Source organism: Bordetella genomosp. 7 (assembly GCF_002261415.1).
Lineage (GTDB): Bacteria > Pseudomonadota > Gammaproteobacteria > Burkholderiales > Burkholderiaceae_B > Bordetella_A.
Window position 1 is genome coordinate 425,729 of sequence record NZ_NEVI01000014.1, and the last position, 15,531, is coordinate 441,259.

Genomic DNA, 15,531 nt, shown 5'->3' on the forward strand with positions numbered 1-15,531 from the left:
GCCCGGTCAGGGGGCGGCGCTCAGCGCGCCTGCGGGCGCGCGCTCCAGCGGTGCGCCCTGCAGGGCACGCCAGGCCTCGAAGATCAGCGTCGGGTCATTGGCCGACAGGCGGGCGGGGTCCGACAACATCCGGCGCCAGCGCCGCGCGCCAGACTGGCCGTTCACCAGCCCCAGCAAAGGGCGCACGATGATTCGTAGCGGCACCCCGCGCGCGATCTCGCGCGCCGCATAGCGCACCATCTCGTCGACTACCTGCGCATCAGTGGGCAGCCGCACCGATGGCCACAATTGCATCGATACCTCGGACAATACCCGGGGCGTATGCCACGCGGCCCTTCCCAGCATCACGCCATCGAAGTCATCCAGCGCCTGAACCGACTGCGCCGCGTCGGCCAGCCCGCCATTGACCACGAAGACGCAGTCGGGAAAGTCGGATTTCAGTTGCCTGGCGGTGTGATAGCGCAACGGCGGAATTTCGCGGTTGTCTTTGGGCGAGAGCCCCTTGAGCACGGCGTTGCGGGCGTGCACGATGAACACGCGGCAACCCGCCTGGTGGATGGTCCCCACGAAATCGCGCACAAAATTGTATGAATCGTCGTAATCGAGGCCCAGCCGGTGTTTGATGGTGACAGGCACATCCACCGCATCCTGCATGGCCTTGAAGCAATCGGCCACCAGCAGCGGCTCGGCCATCAGGCAGGCGCCGAATGCGCCGCGTTGCACACGCTCGGAAGGGCAACCGCAGTTCAGGTTGATCTCGTCATAGCCCCACTGGCGGCCCAGGCGGGCGGCATGGGCCAGGGCGTCGGGCTCGCTGCCGCCCAGCTGCAACGCTACCGGATGCTCGGCCGCATCGAAGTCCAGATGACGATCGACATTGCCGTGCAACAGCGCGCCGGTGGTGATCATCTCGGTGTAAAGACGCGCGCGCGGCGCCAGCAGCCGGTGGAAATAGCGACAGTGGCGATCGGTTACGTCGATCATGGGAGCGACACAAAGGCGCCAGTCGGAAGCGTTAAGCATTGCGTTATTACGATGAATAATCGGTTATTTTACGGCGCGCCGCACCGGCTCCGCCGCCACGGCCCGCAAGGCCCGCGCGCCCCGTAGACTAAAATTGCGGCGCACCCCCGTGCGGCGCCGCCTGCGGCGCACGCCGGCCGTCTCACTCTAACCGCTGACCCATGGCCGTATTCACCCCCGTTTCTGACGCCGATGCCCGCGCCCTGCTCACCCGATTCGAACTGGGCGAACTCGTATCGCTGCGCGGCATTACCGCCGGCATCGAGAACACCAATTACTTTCTGGCCACGACCCGCGGCGAATATGTACTGACGCTGTTCGAGGTGCTGACCCAGGAACAACTGCCGTTTTATATCGAGTTGATGCATCACCTGGCCTCGCGTGGCGTGCCGGTACCGCAGCCCCAGACCCTGCTTGACGGCAGCCGCCTGACGACCCTGCACGGCAAGCCCTGCGCCATCGTGACGCGCCTGCCCGGCGGCTACGAACCGGCGCCCGGGCCCACGCACTGCGCGCTGGCCGGCGCGACACTGGCCCGCGCGCACCTGGCGGCGCGCGATTTTCCCTTGCAGCAGCCCAACCTGCGCGGCCTGGCGTGGTGGCGCGAAACCGCGCCCAAAGTCATGCCGTTTCTGGACGCCGGCCAGGCCCGGTTGCTTGCGCTCGAACTGGAACTGCAACAAACCGCCGCCGCCACGCCCGCCTGGCAGGCTCTGCCCGCGGGCCCGGCGCACTGCGATCTGTTCCGCGACAACGTGCTGTTCGCGGGCACGTTCGAAACCCCGCAAATGGGCGGCATCATCGACTTTTACTTCGCCGGCTGCGACACCTGGCTGTTCGACGTTGCTGTCAGCGTGAATGACTGGTGCATCGAGCGCGATAGCGGCAAGTTCGTGCCCGAACTCGTGCATGCCTGGCTGCAGGCTTATGCCGCGGTACGACCGTTCACCGACGACGAACGCCAGGCGTGGCCCACCATGTTGCGCGGGGCCGCGCTACGCTTCTGGATATCGCGCCTGTACGACTTCTTCCTGCCGCGGCCCGCCCAGACACTCAAGCCCCACGATCCGCGTCATTTTGAAAGAGTGTTGCAAGCACGCCACCAGCCAGGGCTGCCCGCCTTGCCCTAAGCGCCACCGCCCGCATAATTGAGTGTAAAGACCCCTTTAAGGCCCGACTTTTCCTATGCAAGCAGCATGTTTACCCGCATCGTATGGTTGGCAATGGGTGCGTGATGGCCTGCGGCTCTTCAAGAAGCAGCCCCTCGCAGTGTTCACCTGGGCGCTGGCAATCAGCCTGCTGGTGCTGTTTGCAACCTTCACGCCCCCCATCGGGCCGCTGATCTTCGTGGCGCTGATGCCGGTGATCACGCTGATGACGCTCGCGGCATGCAAGCACATCGACGCGGGCCGCATCATGCTGCCTTCGATGTGGCCGCAACCGCTGATGCGGCCGGGCGCCCTGAAAAAGATGCTCATCCTGGGCGTGCTGTACGCGGGGCTGTGCATTGGGGCGGGCCTGGTATCGTTCATGCCGTTCGCTTCGGCCCTGACCGAAGGCATGCGGGTGGCGTCCATCGAGCAGGATCTCACGCCGTTCATCAGCGCCATGCGCGTGCCTCTGGTGCTGTTCGGCTTCCTTTACGTCATCATCGCGGCGTTGTTCTGGCACGCCCCGGTGCTGGTGGCCTGGCACGGCTTGCGTATCGGCCAGGCCCTGTTCTTTTCGGGCGTTGCATGCTGGCGCAATAAATGGCCGTTCCTCGTATACGGCGTGGCGTGGATCCTGGTATTTCTGTTCATCGATCTGTGCGCCGGCCTGCTCGTGGCCGTCGGCTTGCCGCCTTCGCTGGCCGGCTCACTGCAGGTTCCATTGAACATCGCCGCGGGCGGCGTACTGTACTGCAGCTTCTATCCCGCCTATACGTCCGTGTTCGGCATCGAAGACACCCATGCACGGCTTGACCATGGCGATGGCCAGCCGCAGTCCGAACCCTGACGCCCGGCTTCAGTATTGTGGCGCTGCCGTGAAGTTCAGGAAGCGGGTACTGGAACCCTGGAACGTCAGCCGCACGGTGCCGATGGGACCGTTACGCTGCTTACCCACGATGATTTCCGCCGTGCCCTTGTCGGGCGAATCGGGGTTATAGACTTCGTCTCGGTAAATGAACAGGATCAAGTCGGCATCCTGTTCAATGGCGCCCGACTCGCGCAAATCGCTCATCACAGGACGCTTGTTGGGACGCTGCTCCAGGCTTCGGTTCAGCTGCGACAGGGCAATCAGCGGGCAGTTGAGCTCTTTGGCCAAGCCCTTCAGCGAGCGGCTGATTTCCGAGATTTCCGTCGCGCGGTTCTCGCCGCCGCCATTGCCCGCCATCAGTTGCAGGTAGTCGATGATAATGAGGCCAAGCTGGCCGCACTGACGGGCTAGCCGGCGCGCCCGCGCGCGCACTTCCATGGCGCTCAATGCGGGCGTTTCGTCGATGTACACCTGCGCATCCTGCATCAGTTGCACAGCATGCGTGACGCGGGGCCAGTCGTCGGCCACCAGTTTGCCGGTACGCATGCGGTGCTGGTCGAGCATGCCCACCGAGCCCAGCATACGCATTGCCAGCTGCACCGCGCCCATTTCCATGGAAAACACGGCAACCGGCAACCCCTGTTCGATGGCCACGTGCTCGCCGATGTTCATCGAGAACGAGGTCTTGCCCATGGAAGGCCGCCCGGCCACGATGACCAGGTCTCCGGGCTGCAGCCCGGAAGTCATTTTGTCGAGATCGGTGAACCCGGTGGGCACGCCGGTCACGTCGGAATCGCCCTCGCGATGATAGAGCTCGTCAATGCGCTCGACCACCTGGGTCAGCAGCGGCTGGATTTCCTGGAACCCGGCGGAACCCTTTTCGCCTTCCTGGGCGATCTTGAATACCTTGGACTCGGCTTCATCGAGCAACTGCCGCGCTTCCTTGCCTTGCGGATTGAGCGCGGCAGCGGAGATCTCGTCGGCGATCGACACGAGCTTGCGCAGCATCGCACGCTCGCGCACGATTTCCGCATAGCGCCGGATATTCGCGGCCGAAGGCGTGTTGTGCGCCAGGGCGTTCAGGTACGCCAGCCCGCCAGTGTCTTCCGCCTTGCCGGCGCTGACCAGCGATTCGTTCACGGTGATCACGTCTGCCGGCCGCGCCAGCCCTATCAGCCGCGCAATATGCTGCCAGATCAGACGATGGTCATGGCGATAGAAGTCGGACTCGTCGAGTACGTCGGCAATCCGGTCCCAGGCGGCGTTGTCCAGCAGCAGCCCTCCCAGCACCGACTGCTCGGCCTCGATGGAATGGGGAGGCACGCGCAAGTAATCTAGCTGGGAGTCGGCGGGAGTATTCATCTGTGGGCTAATAAAGAGTACGCAGGGTGTCGGCCACCCGGAAAAAACCTTGGACGTCGCGCCCCGGCAGGCGCCCCGCCACCGGGCGCAGCACGGCGGCGGCACCGCCTACGACACGGGCCAGCCGTTGCAGGCGGGCCCGGACCGCGGGAGCGGGATGGGTGACGAAATAGACATCCACCAACAGTTTACCCAGTGCGGGCAAATTGTCATCGTCGAGCTTGCGCAGCGCGAGCAGCGACGATACCAACTGGAACAGATCGTAGGCCTGCGCCAGGGGCAGCGACAGCGCGCCGCCGATGTTCTCTTCGAAGTCAATACGCCACAGCTGGCCGTCGCGCAGGGTAATGTTGCGCACCTGGGCGCCGCCATGGCAGTGCCCGGCCGCATGGAACTGCGCCAGATCTATCGCAAGCCTGCGCACCCAGTGCTCGCGCTGCCCGGGATCGCCATGCCGCAGCACGCCGGCCAGGTCGGCCCCCACATGCTCCAGCACCAGCAAGCCCGGCGCTTCCCGCCACACGTGCGGCACGCGGCAACCGGCCTGCGCCAGCGCGCGCAGGCGTTGCGCCTCGTAAGGCAGGCCATTGCGCAACAACACACTGGGGCGGGGAAACTCGCCCAGGAACAGCTTGCAGCCCACCGCCAGGAACAATGCGCGCACGTATCTCAGGGCATAGCTGATACCACGGGCCAGACCTGCCCGGCGGCGCTTGATCACGCAGGCCGTGCCATCGATGACGACCTCGCGCACGGAAGGCTCGCGGGCGCTGTCGACGCTGTCGAGCCAGGCCTGCAGGCCGGCTGGGGCTTGACTGTGCGGGGGTGGCGGCTGGCTCACGAAACCTTCCTGCAAAAAGCTGGCGTGAATGGGGCCCTCAAGCAAAAAAGCCGGCGCGGCCGCCGGCTTTTTGCAGGTACTGACAAGACGCTTAGGCGAGGTCGCCTTCGACCAGGACGTTCACATCGACAGTGACATCGGGGTGCAGCGCAACCTGGATGGGGAACTCGCCCACGGCCTTCAGGGGGCCATTGGGCAGGCGCACCTGGCCCTTTTCCACGGCGTCAAAGCCGGCAGCCCGCAGGCCTTCGGCCACGTCGGCGTTGGTAACCGAACCGAACAGACGGCCATCGACGCCGGCCTTTTGCACGACCTTGAGCTGGAAGCCGGCCAGGCGGGCGCCCAGGGCTTCGGCAGCGGCGAGTTTCTCGGCCTGGATTTTTTCCAGTTCGGCGCGGCGGGCTTCGAATTCCTTCAGGGCGGCGTCGGTAGCGCGACGAGCCTTCTTCTGGGGAATCAGGAAGTTGCGTGCGTAACCATCACGCACCCGGACGACTTCGCCCAGGTTGCCCAGGTTGACGACTTTTTCGAGCAGGATGACTTGCATTTCAGTGCCCCCGGGATCAGTTGTGGTTGTCGGTGTAAGGCAACAGAGCCAGGAAGCGCGCGCGCTTGATGGCGGTGTCCAGCTGACGCTGGTAGTGTGCCTTGGTGCCGGTCAGGCGGGCCGGGATGATCTTGCCGTTTTCCTGGACGAAATCGCGCAGGGTGTCCAGATCTTTGTAGTCGATCTCTTCGACGCCGGCGGCGGTGAAGCGGCAGAACTTGCGACGCTTGAACAGCGGGTTCTGCTGCGTGAATTTGCGTTTTTCTTTGCGTTTTCCGAAGAAAGCCATGATGTGCCTCTTAGTCTAGTCGGGCCGCGTCGTTGTGTCGCGGGCCCGGAATCTGTTTCTGGTTCCGGTATGCCGTCATCCCACCAGTGGATCGTGCCCTGCGCTGCCGCCGGTTTTACGGGCCCGCTGCAAGTGCAGCTTGACCTTTACCGAATCTTTGCGGGCAGCGGCCAGAAAGCCCTGCACCTGAAGTTCGGCCCCCAAGGGGATGCCGGTCAGCAATTGCGCCAGATCACCCAGGGCCACGGCGGTAATCGTGAGTTCGACGCGGCGCGGATGCCCCGCTTCGACGACTTCCGATTCGTGGGCCAGCAGCATTTCCAGCACTGGCACGCCGGCAGGAGTATGGCGCAAAGGCTCGCATTCAAGAACGCGGGCGCTCAGTTCCAGGGTATTCATCCGGCCGGAGCGTGGTGGTAAAGCAGCGGCGCGGGGTTACTGGGCCTGGGCCGGCGCCGACGATTCGGCGCTTGCCTTGCGGGCCTCTTCGCGCTCGACCGACTTCATCATGATCGAGGGAGCGGTCTGGGCCTTCTTGGTCTTGATGACCAGGTGGCGCAGCACGGCGTCGTTGTAGCGGAACGAATGCTCGAGCTCGTCGAGCGTGGCCTGGCCGCACTCGATGTTCATGCAGACGTAATGGGCCTTGACCAGCTTCTGGATGGGATAGGCCAATTGACGGCGACCCCAGTCTTCCAGGCGGTGCACCGTACCGCCCTGGCCGGTAACGAGCGACTGGTAGCGCTCGACCATGGCGGGCACCTGCTCGCTTTGGTCCGGATGGACAATGAACACTACTTCGTAGTGACGCATAGGTAAAACTCCTTGTGGATGTCCTGCGGGTGCAGGGCCGCGCAAAGCGCCGCCACCGGCCCGCAAGGGGCAGCCCGCCACCCTGAAATGGGGTGATCGAGCAAGAAAGCCTTTAATTATCGCCTGTTACGGCCAGACATGCAAGTAGGCGGCCCAGGCGCCGCGTGCTGCGTCAGCCCTCGACGACGGCGTAGGCCGAGTGATTGTGAATGGACTCGAAGTTTTCGGCCTCGACGCGATAGCGCGCCACGCCCGGGTGGGCGGCCAGCCGGGCAGCCACGTCACGCACCAGGTCTTCGACGAACTTCGGATTGTCGTAGGCACGCTCGGTGACGAACTTCTCGTCGGGCCGCTTGAGCAGCCCCCAGAGTTCACACGAGCCCTCGTCTTCAACCAGGCGAATAATGCGATCCATTGCAACGTCACCATTCAGGATGGCCGACACGGTGACATGCGAGCGCTGGTTATGCGCGCCGTATTCGGAGATGGCCTTGGAGCACGGGCACAGACTGGTGACCGGCACTTGCACCACCAGTTCGAATTCGACCTGGTCGCCCGCGGCGCGGGCAATCCATTGCACTTCGTAGTCGAGCAGGCTCTGCACTCCGGACACCGGAGCCGACTTGTTGACGAAATACGGAAACGCCGCGGTGATGTCGCCGCGCTCTGCATGCAGCAGCGGCAGCATCTCGCGCGCCATGTCGGCGAACAATGCCGGCGTCATGGGCACGCTGCGGAATTTCTCGAGCAGCGCCACGAACCGCGACATGTGGGTGCCCTTCTCTTCGGCCGGCAAGGCCACCGTAAGCGTCCAGGTCGCCACCGTAGGCTGGGCAGCGCCATCGGGCCCCGCCACGAGCATGGGGTGCCGCACGCCACGGATGCCGACGCGCTGAATGGGTATATGTCGCGTGTCAGCCGAACTTTGGACGTCGGGCATGACCAGGACGGGATCGATCGGAGAATTCATAAAGTTACCTGTCAGGGCGGAACGGACGAAGTGCTATGCCCTGAAATATGTTAGCGGAGCCATTATTACCGAAAAGAACTGCGCAGGGTGTGGAAAACCCTCCTACTAGTAGGTTGGCAACTCTATGGCCCCGTTTTCTGTACCTCGTCGCGGCCGGCATTTCCGAACCGATCGCGGATCGATCGCTCGATACCTGCCGCATCCAGGCCTACACCGGCCAGCAGCGCGGCCTGATCTCCGTGATCGATGAACCGATCCGGCAGGCCCAACTGCAACATCGGCACGCTGACGCCTTCCTGGTTGAGCACTTCGGCGACCGCGCTGCCTGCGCCGCCCATGATGGCGGCCTCTTCGATGGTGACCAGGGCGCGATGGCTGGCGGCCAGTTCAAGGATAAGTTCGCGGTCGATGGGCTTGACGAAACGCATGTCGGCCACCGTGGCACCCAGCGCCTCGGCCGCAGCCAGCGCGGGCTGCAACAACGTGCCGAAGGCCAGGATGGCGATGTCGCCGCCCTGCCGGCGCACCACGCCCTTGCCCAGCGGCACGGTGTCCAGGCTGGCCGATACCTCGGCGCCACAGCCGGCGCCGCGCGGATAGCGCACCGACGCGGGACCCGGATACTCGTAGCAGGTCGACAGCAACAGGCGGGCTTCGTTTTCGTCCGACGGCGTAGCCACCACCATGTTGGGCACGCACCGCAGATAGGCGATGTCATAGTTGCCCGCATGGGTGGCGCCATCGGCGCCCACCAGGCCGGCGCGGTCCAGCGCAAAGGTCACGTCCAGGTTCTGCAGCGCCACATCATGGATGAGCTGGTCGTAGCCGCGTTGCAGGAAGGTCGAATAAATCGCCACCACGGGCTTCTGGCCTTCGCAGGCCAGCCCGCCCGCGAAGGTGACGGCGTGCTGCTCGGCAATGCCCACATCGAAATAGCGGCGCGGGTATCGTTGTTCGAATTCCACCATGCCGCTGCCTTCGCGCATCGCTGGCGTGATGCCCACCAGGCGCGCATCGCGTTCGGCCATGTCGCACAGCCATTGCCCGAACACCTGCGTGAATGTCTTGCGGGCCGGCGCCTTGCCCTGCTCGATGCCGACGGCCGGATCGAATTTGCCGGGGCCGTGGTACAGCACCGGATCGTTTTCGGCCAGCTTGTAGCCCTGCCCCTTGCGGGTGACCACGTGCAGGAATTGAAGGCCCTGCAAGGCCTTCAGGTTTTGCAGCGTGGGGATCAGGGCATCGAGATCATGGCCATCGATGGGGCCCACATAATTGAAGCCGAACTCCTCGAACAGCGTGGCGGGCGTGACCATGCCCTTGGCGTGTTCTTCGAAGCGGCGCGCCAGTTCGAGCACCGGCGGCACATGCTGCAGCACGGCACGACCCACATTCTTGGCCGCGGCGTAGAACCTGCCGGACATCAGGCGCGCAAAATAGCGGTTCAATGCGCCCACTGGCGGCGAGATCGACATGTCGTTGTCGTTGAGCACCACCAGCAGGTTGATGTCGGGCGTGACCCCGGCGTTGTTCATGGCCTCGAAAGCCATGCCCGCAGACATGGCTCCGTCGCCGATCACCGCAATGTGGTTGCGCTGCACGCCCATGTTGCGCGACGCGACCGCCATGCCCAGCGCGGCCGAGATCGAGGTGGACGAATGGGCCGTGCCGAACGCGTCGTACTCGGATTCGCTGCGCTTGGGAAAGCCCGATATGCCGCCGGCCTGGCGCAGCCTGGCCATGCCGGCGCGCCGCCCCGTCAGGATCTTGTGCGGATACGACTGATGCCCGACGTCCCAGATGATGCGGTCGTGCGGGGTGTCGAAAACGCGATGCAGGGCAATGGTGAGTTCCACCGTGCCCAGGTTGGACGACAAGTGGCCGCCGGTCTTGGAGACCGACTCAAGCACAAAGCCGCGCAGCTCGTCGGCCAGGGCCTTGAGCTCGCGACGGTCTAGCTGGCGCACGTCGGCCGGCGATTGGATGCGGTCCAGAAATTCTGTCGTCATGCTCGTTATCAGCGGTCTCTGAGTACGATGTAATCGGCCAGGCGGGCCAGCATGGAGCCGGCCTCGCCCAGCGGAACCAGGGCAGTGTGCGCAGACACGCGCAGCTCTTCGGCCAACGCGCGGGCGTCATCGAGCCCCAGCAAGGATACGTAGGTTGGCTTGTTGCCGGCGGCATCCTTGCCCGGCGTCTTGCCCAGGCTGGCGCTGTCGGCGGTAACGTCGAGGATGTCGTCGACCACCTGGAACGCCAGGCCGATGGCCTGCGCGTAGTTGTCGAGGGCCAGCCGGGTGTTGGAACTTGCGCCCGCCACGATGCCGCCCAGCGCCACGCTGCAGGCCAGCATCGCGCCGGTTTTCATGCTGTGCATGGTCTGCAGTTCGTCGCGCGACAACGCACGCCCCACGCTGTGCAAGTCGATGGCCTGCCCGCCCGCCATGCCCTGGCTGCCCGCAGCCCGGGCCAGCGCCTGCGTGGCCTGGACGATCAGCGCCGGCGCAATGGGCATGTCCGCCAGAAGCTCGAAGGCAAGCGGTTGCAGCGCGTCGCCGGCAAGCATTGCGGTTGCCTCGTCGAACTGCACGTGCGTGGTCGGGCGGCCCCGCCGCAGCGTGTCGTCGTCCATGCAGGGCAAGTCGTCGTGGACGAGCGAATAGGCGTGTATCAATTCGACGGCTGCCGCGGCGCGGTCCAGCGAGGCTTCGATGGCTATCGCGCTGCCGTTGACGGGGCAGGCATGCCCGGCGGCATAGACCAGGGCCGCGCGGACACGCTTGCCGCCACCCAGCACGGCGTAGCGCATGGCTTCATGCAGGCGCGAGGGCAGCGCGTCGGCGGGCGGCAGGCATTCGTCCAGCACCGCTTCGATGTGCTGCGCGCGTTCGTGCAGCCAGTCGGCGAATGCAACGTGTTTTTGCTTCATGCGCTTATTCGTCGTCTAGCGCGCGCGGATCCAGTGGCCGCAACAGGCCGTCTTCCAGCACCTTGACCTGCTGCTCGGCCTGCGCAAGACGTTCTTGGCAGACGCGAGTCAATTCGACGCCGCGCCGATAGGCCGCCAGCGACTGTTCAAGGGGCAACGATCCATTTTCCATGGCCGCCACCAGCGATTCGAGCTCGGCCAGGGCGGTTTCGAAGTCCTGGGGCAAAGGGCGGTCGTCTTGCTGAGGATCAGTGTGCGGAGAATTGGCCAAACAGGGCTCCGTGCGCGGGGATAAATAGATTAATCCCCGAATTGTACGATGCTGGGCCCAGCGGCCTGCCGCAGGCGGCCGCTCAGGGGCGATGCCCGGACAATTGCCGCGCCACGTCTCGCAGCGCAGGGGCTACGCGTTCGCGCAGGGCATCGGCCGGGAGCAACGATGACGGGCCGCCGCAGCTTACGACAAACACCCCCTCCCCCGTTACGGACGGAAACGGAACCGCGGCCGCATTGATATCGGCGCGCCAGCCGCCAATCGCAAAGCAGCAGCCGGTAGCGGCCAGGTCGGCTGCCGCCTGACGCACAACCGCCGCATCGGGCGCGGCCTGGCCCAGGCGGCCAAGCAATTCGTCCCTTTGCGAACCGGGCAGCGCTGCGAGATAGGCGCGGCCCATGGCACTGTTGAAACTGGCGCGATACCCCACCGGCAGGCGCAGATACAGCTCGGACGACCCGTGTATCGCCTCGATATACACCATGGCGTCGCCGTCGAAGGCGCCCAAGGCAACCGCCGCTCCGGTGGCTTTCGCCAGCTGCAGCATGGAATCCCTGGCCAGCTCCCGCACCTCCAGCCCCGCCAGCACCCCGAAGCCCAGGGCCAGCACGCCATAGCCGGGCGAATATTTGCCGCTGTCGGCGTGGTATCGCAAATATCCCAGTTCGGTCAGTGTGTAGGTAATGCGGCTGATCGTGGGCTTGGGCAGCCCGGTCAACCCGGCAATGTCCTGGTTGCCCAGCCTGGCCGCTGCGGGACCGAAGCAACGCAACACGTCCAGGCCACGCGCCAGCGCCTCGATGAACTCGGGCGCTCCGCGCCCCGGGCTGTCGCCGCGACGACGTCGCGCCGGTCCGCTCAGGGATGTGCCGGCTGTGCCGGCGGCAGATCGATCGAAAGGGGCTTGCATAGGAATCCGTTCGTTTTTATAGTTTGTTTCGGTCAACAAAATTAAATTTCGATCCACGAAATTTACAAGAAGTCGACTTTCACGTCCATGACAGCTTCAGGGGAAAACATGTTTAAACGCCTCACCACTATTGCCGCTGCACTCGTTTTGTCGGTATCTGCCGCAACGGCCAGCGCCGCTTATCCCGAGCGGCCCATTACCATCGTTTCGCCGTTTCCCGCCGGCGGCGCCACCGATGTGCTGACCCGCATCCTGGCCGACCGCATGAGCAAGGCGCTGGCGCAGAGCATCATCGTCGAGAACAAGGCAGGCGCGGGCACGACCATCGGCGCCGCCTACGTCGGCCGCGCGGCGCCCGACGGATACACACTGCTCATGGCCACCAACTCCACTCTAGTGACCAACCGCTTCCTGTATAAGTCCCTGCCTTACGACCCCGACAGCTTCGCGCCGATCGGCATGGTGGGCATCGGCCCGCTGGTCTTGCTGGCCAATGACAAGCATGGCTTCAAGAGCACGGCAGATGTTGTCGCTCATGCCAAGCAGCGGCCCGGCAGCCTGACTTTCGCCACCTTCGGCCCAGGCACGTCGTCGCACCTGGCCGGTGAACTGTTCAAGCAAGAAGCCGGCATCGACCTGCTGCACGTGCCTTTCAAGGGGGCTACCCAGGCCCTGCCGGCTGTCATCAACGGTGACGTTGACCTGTTCTTCGACATGGTGGCTACCGGCATGCCCCAAGTGGACGCGGGCAAGCTGAAGGTGTACGGCATCACGAGCAAGTCGCGGCTGGCCACCCTGCCCGATCTTCCGACGATGTCGGAACAAGGCTATCCCGCGTTCGACCTGACCGCCTGGTTCAGTTTCGTGGCGCCGCACGGCACGCCGCCAGACGTGCTGGAAACGCTGCAAAAGGCGCTGGTGACCACTTTGCAAGACCCGCAAGTGCGCCAGAAAATGTTGAACATGGGCATCGAGCCGCGTTCCGGCACGGCAAGCGAGCTCACCCGGCAAATCTCCAGCGAGCAGCCCGTGATCGAAAAGCTGGTGCAACAGGCCGGGCTCGAACGCCAGTAAATTTCTTCATTTGCAACCAAATGCCCCCGCGGCCGGTGCGGGGGCGCGGTCCGATTGCGTTTGCACGCCCGGGCTAACGGTTCGAAACACGAGGGCCTGCGCGCGCAGCTAAGCTGGGTTTTCCCTGACTCCGGACCAGCCGCCCGCAGATGCCCACGCCGCATGACACCGACCGCCTCGACGCTGCGCGCTGGATTGCCGCGTTCGCGGTAGTGATGCTGCACAGCGCAGCGCAGCCGGTATCCGATGCCGGGGCCTTCGGCAGCACGGATTGGCTGGCAGCCAACCTGTACGACTCGGCCGTGCGCTGGTGTGTGCCGGTGTTCGTCATGGTCAGCGGCGCACTGCTGCTGGACAGCAGCCGCCCACAGGACGCGCGCGGCTTCTATCAGAAGCGCGCCATGCGCATCTGCGCCCCCCTCGTATTCTGGACACTGTTCTATCTGTGTTGGCGCACCCTGCTCGACTGGTGGGACGACGGCCGCATCGACGTGTCGTTCTGGCCTCGCAAGATCGCCGAAGGCGCTCCCTATTACCACCTCTGGTACCTGTATATGATCGTGGGGTTGTATCTGTTCGCGCCGGCGGTGCGCGCCTTATACCAGCGCAGCCAACCCGCGGCGCGCCGCCTGTGGGTATCGGCCGTCCTGGGCATTGCCATCCTGGATGCCCTGTATCGCCAGGCGGCGGGCGTGGGCCCGGGCTTCTTCCTGACTTGGTTCCTGCCCTACCTGGGATACTTTCTGGCCGGCCGCATGATCTACGAGGGCGAACTGCGCGTGCCCCAGCCCGCACTGATGCTGGCGCTGAGCGTGTTCGCCACGGCATGGGGCGTGTATACCCTGTCGGAAAGCGGGCAACTGAACCTGTATTTCTACGATTACTTCAGCATCACGGTGCCGTTCATGTCGCTGGCCGCGTTCCAGCTTATCCTCGACACGCCGCGGCTGCCCACGCTTTCTGCTCTGGCCCCTCTTACCTTCGGGGTGTACCTGATCCATCCGCTGTTCCTGGACCTGGCCGACCTCGCCGGCACGCCGCACGCGACAGGCGCCGCCTGGAATGTGCCGCTGCTGGCGGTGGCGGTGTTCACGCTTTCGGCGGCCAGCAGCTGGCTGCTGCGCCGCCACCCCATGACCCGGCGCCTGGTCTAGCCAAATGCCGTCCCGGGAAATAAGGGATAGGGTACAATTCACGGTTTGATCGGCCAGCCCGATTTTTCTTCGCGCCAGAACGGAAACTCTGCCGTCCTGGCTTTTTTATCCGAGCGGAGGGAATCATGACCGACATTGGTCGGATGGCGCATGTCGTGCCGGCTCGCACCCAGCTCCCCGTCAGCGCATACTTTGACGAAGCCCGCTTCCAGCGCGAGCAAGAACTCATATTCAAGCAATCCTCGTTGTACGTCGGTCACCAAAAGCTGGTTCCCGAAATCGGCGACTGGCGCACTCTGCCGCACGAAGACGGCGGACGTGTGCTGGTGCGCAATGCCCAGGGCGTCGAACTGATGTCGAACGTCTGCCGCCACCGCCAGGCCGTGATGCTGGGCGGACACGCAGGCAATGTCACCAGTCATACCGCCGGGCATGGCAACCTCAAGGAAACCGGGGGCAACATCGTTTGCCCCCTGCACCGCTGGACGTACAACAACCGTGGCGAGCTCCTGGGGGCCCCGCAGTTCGAATCGACTCCCTGCATGAACCTGCAGCGCTTCCGCCTGCGCGATTGCCACGGGCTGTTGTTCGAAGGCCCGCGCGACCCCGCAGCCGACCTGGCCCCGCTTTTTGCGCGCCCCGAGTTCGACTTCGGCGACTATGTGCTCGATCACGTTGAAGTGCACCAGTGCAACTACAACTGGAAGACCTTCATCGAGGTCTATCTCGAGGACTACCACGTCGGCCCCTTCCATCCGGGCCTGGGTCGCTTCGTCACCTGCGACGACCTGAGCTGGGAATTCTCCGACTGGTACAGCCTGCAGCGCGTGGGCGTGCACAAGGCGCTGGCGCAGCCCGGTTCCGACGTCTACAGGCAATGGCACGATCGACTGCTCGATTACCGGGCTGGCGACGCGCCGGATTTCGGCGCGGTATGGGTAACGTACTTCCCCACCCACATGATCGAGCTGTATCCGCACGTGCTGGTGCTGTCGACTCTCTATCCGAAGAGCCCGCAAGAAACCGTCAACGTGGTGGAGTTCTATTACCCCGAGGAAATCGTGGCATTCGAGCGCGAATTCGTCCAAGCGCAGCGTGCGGCCTATATGGAAACCGCCATCGAGGACGACGAGATCGCCGAACGCATGGACGCCGGCCGCAAGGCGTTGATGCTGCGCGGCGTCAACGAGTCCGGGCCCTACCAGTCGCCCATGGAAGACGGCATGCAGCATTTCCATGAATGGTATCGGCGCGTCATGCAGGAGCCCCACCAGGACTGACTCTGGTCACGCCCGACCGAAACGGCCGCCGCGGCGGCCGTTTTTT

17 protein-coding genes are annotated in these 15,531 nt (G+C 64.4%); 5 read left to right on the plus strand and 12 right to left on the minus strand.

Annotated features, from left to right (window positions below; all coding sequences use genetic code 11):
- Positions 1-6: 6 nt before the first annotated feature.
- A complete protein-coding gene (dusA, locus tag CAL18_RS08960; RefSeq protein WP_081745774.1) occupies positions 7-1,023 on the minus strand; it encodes a tRNA dihydrouridine(20/20a) synthase DusA in 1,017 nt (338 codons plus the stop codon).
- A gap of 161 nt (positions 1,024-1,184) precedes the next feature.
- Between dusA and CAL18_RS08965 the strand changes: the two genes are divergently transcribed.
- Together CAL18_RS08965 and CAL18_RS08970 are read left to right on the plus strand one after the other, a co-directional pair.
- Positions 1,185-2,153 (plus strand): homoserine kinase, encoded by a 969-nt coding sequence (locus CAL18_RS08965; RefSeq protein ID WP_026641210.1) that lies wholly within the window; start codon positions 1,185-1,187, stop codon positions 2,151-2,153.
- Positions 2,154-2,208: 55 nt separating this feature from the next.
- A complete protein-coding gene (locus tag CAL18_RS08970; RefSeq protein ID WP_094817702.1) occupies positions 2,209-3,021 on the plus strand; it encodes a BPSS1780 family membrane protein in 813 nt (270 codons plus the stop codon).
- 9 nt (positions 3,022-3,030) lie between these two features.
- Here CAL18_RS08970 and CAL18_RS08975 read toward each other — a convergent pair whose 3' ends face one another.
- The 11 genes from CAL18_RS08975 to CAL18_RS09025 form a co-directional block, all read right to left on the minus strand.
- Positions 3,031-4,404, minus strand: coding sequence for a replicative DNA helicase (locus CAL18_RS08975; RefSeq protein ID WP_026641212.1), 1,374 nt, complete (start codon positions 4,402-4,404; stop codon positions 3,031-3,033).
- A 7-nt stretch (positions 4,405-4,411) separates the two neighbouring features.
- On the minus strand, positions 4,412-5,245 hold the full coding sequence (locus CAL18_RS08980) for a hypothetical protein (RefSeq protein ID WP_038852683.1): 834 nt from the start codon (positions 5,243-5,245) through the stop codon (positions 4,412-4,414).
- Positions 5,246-5,336: 91 nt separating this feature from the next.
- Positions 5,337-5,792: a 50S ribosomal protein L9 gene (gene rplI, locus CAL18_RS08985; protein WP_094796723.1), complete on the minus strand. Its 456-nt coding sequence runs from the start codon at positions 5,790-5,792 to the stop codon at positions 5,337-5,339.
- 16 nt (positions 5,793-5,808) lie between these two features.
- The gene (gene rpsR, locus CAL18_RS08990; protein ID WP_012249960.1) at positions 5,809-6,081 is read right to left on the minus strand and encodes a 30S ribosomal protein S18; all 273 of its coding nucleotides are present in this window, start codon (positions 6,079-6,081) and stop codon (positions 5,809-5,811) included.
- Positions 6,082-6,156: 75 nt separating this feature from the next.
- Positions 6,157-6,480 (minus strand): primosomal replication protein N, encoded by a 324-nt coding sequence (gene priB, locus CAL18_RS08995; RefSeq protein WP_026641215.1) that lies wholly within the window; start codon positions 6,478-6,480, stop codon positions 6,157-6,159.
- 36 nt (positions 6,481-6,516) lie between these two features.
- Entirely contained in the window at positions 6,517-6,894 is a 378-nt protein-coding gene (rpsF, locus tag CAL18_RS09000; RefSeq protein WP_026641216.1) for a 30S ribosomal protein S6, read from the minus strand.
- 172 nt (positions 6,895-7,066) lie between these two features.
- Positions 7,067-7,864: a GTP cyclohydrolase FolE2 gene (folE2, locus tag CAL18_RS09005; protein WP_026641217.1), complete on the minus strand. Its 798-nt coding sequence runs from the start codon at positions 7,862-7,864 to the stop codon at positions 7,067-7,069.
- A gap of 122 nt (positions 7,865-7,986) precedes the next feature.
- Entirely contained in the window at positions 7,987-9,873 is a 1,887-nt protein-coding gene (gene dxs / locus CAL18_RS09010) for a 1-deoxy-D-xylulose-5-phosphate synthase (protein WP_026641218.1), read from the minus strand.
- Between the two features lie 8 nt (positions 9,874-9,881).
- Positions 9,882-10,793 (minus strand): polyprenyl synthetase family protein, encoded by a 912-nt coding sequence (locus CAL18_RS09015; RefSeq protein ID WP_094796724.1) that lies wholly within the window; start codon positions 10,791-10,793, stop codon positions 9,882-9,884.
- A gap of 4 nt (positions 10,794-10,797) precedes the next feature.
- Entirely contained in the window at positions 10,798-11,064 is a 267-nt protein-coding gene (locus CAL18_RS09020; protein ID WP_026641220.1) for an exodeoxyribonuclease VII small subunit, read from the minus strand.
- A gap of 82 nt (positions 11,065-11,146) precedes the next feature.
- Complete coding sequence (locus CAL18_RS09025) at positions 11,147-11,977, minus strand: IclR family transcriptional regulator (RefSeq protein WP_094796725.1); 831 nt, start codon at positions 11,975-11,977, stop codon at positions 11,147-11,149.
- 108 nt (positions 11,978-12,085) lie between these two features.
- On the opposite strand from CAL18_RS09025, the gene CAL18_RS09030 reads away from it, so the two are divergent.
- From CAL18_RS09030 to CAL18_RS09040, 3 genes are all read left to right on the plus strand, one after another.
- Complete coding sequence (locus CAL18_RS09030) at positions 12,086-13,051, plus strand: Bug family tripartite tricarboxylate transporter substrate binding protein (protein ID WP_026641222.1); 966 nt, start codon at positions 12,086-12,088, stop codon at positions 13,049-13,051.
- Positions 13,052-13,200: 149 nt separating this feature from the next.
- The gene (locus CAL18_RS09035) at positions 13,201-14,205 is read left to right on the plus strand and encodes an acyltransferase (protein ID WP_094817703.1); all 1,005 of its coding nucleotides are present in this window, start codon (positions 13,201-13,203) and stop codon (positions 14,203-14,205) included.
- Positions 14,206-14,330: 125 nt separating this feature from the next.
- On the plus strand, positions 14,331-15,485 hold the full coding sequence (locus CAL18_RS09040) for an aromatic ring-hydroxylating oxygenase subunit alpha (RefSeq protein WP_026641224.1): 1,155 nt from the start codon (positions 14,331-14,333) through the stop codon (positions 15,483-15,485).
- Positions 15,486-15,531: the final 46 nt, after the last annotated feature.

What these genes read in the sequence shown, in the direction of transcription:
- CAL18_RS08965 (WP_026641210.1), top strand. Translation starts at nt 1,185, where the DNA reads ATGGCCGTATTCACCCCCGTTTCTGACGCCGATGCCCGCGCCCTGCTC.
- CAL18_RS09030 (WP_026641222.1), top strand. Translation starts at nt 12,086, where the DNA reads ATGTTTAAACGCCTCACCACTATTGCCGCTGCACTCGTTTTGTCGGTA.
- dusA (WP_081745774.1), bottom strand. Translation starts at nt 1,023, where the DNA reads ATGCTTAACGCTTCCGACTGGCGCCTTTGTGTCGCTCCCATGATCGAC.
- CAL18_RS08975 (WP_026641212.1), bottom strand. Translation starts at nt 4,404, where the DNA reads ATGAATACTCCCGCCGACTCCCAGCTAGATTACTTGCGCGTGCCTCCC.
- rpsF (WP_026641216.1), bottom strand. Translation starts at nt 6,894, where the DNA reads ATGCGTCACTACGAAGTAGTGTTCATTGTCCATCCGGACCAAAGCGAG.
- priB (WP_026641215.1), bottom strand. Translation starts at nt 6,480, where the DNA reads ATGAATACCCTGGAACTGAGCGCCCGCGTTCTTGAATGCGAGCCTTTG.
- CAL18_RS09015 (WP_094796724.1), bottom strand. Translation starts at nt 10,793, where the DNA reads ATGAAGCAAAAACACGTTGCATTCGCCGACTGGCTGCACGAACGCGCG.
- dxs (WP_026641218.1), bottom strand. Translation starts at nt 9,873, where the DNA reads ATGACGACAGAATTTCTGGACCGCATCCAATCGCCGGCCGACGTGCGC.
- CAL18_RS09025 (WP_094796725.1), bottom strand. Translation starts at nt 11,977, where the DNA reads ATGCAAGCCCCTTTCGATCGATCTGCCGCCGGCACAGCCGGCACATCC.
- rpsR (WP_012249960.1), bottom strand. Translation starts at nt 6,081, where the DNA reads ATGGCTTTCTTCGGAAAACGCAAAGAAAAACGCAAATTCACGCAGCAG.
- CAL18_RS09040 (WP_026641224.1), top strand. Translation starts at nt 14,331, where the DNA reads ATGACCGACATTGGTCGGATGGCGCATGTCGTGCCGGCTCGCACCCAG.
- folE2 (WP_026641217.1), bottom strand. Translation starts at nt 7,864, where the DNA reads ATGAATTCTCCGATCGATCCCGTCCTGGTCATGCCCGACGTCCAAAGT.
- CAL18_RS08970 (WP_094817702.1), top strand. Translation starts at nt 2,209, where the DNA reads ATGCAAGCAGCATGTTTACCCGCATCGTATGGTTGGCAATGGGTGCGT.
- rplI (WP_094796723.1), bottom strand. Translation starts at nt 5,792, where the DNA reads ATGCAAGTCATCCTGCTCGAAAAAGTCGTCAACCTGGGCAACCTGGGC.
- CAL18_RS09035 (WP_094817703.1), top strand. Translation starts at nt 13,201, where the DNA reads ATGCCCACGCCGCATGACACCGACCGCCTCGACGCTGCGCGCTGGATT.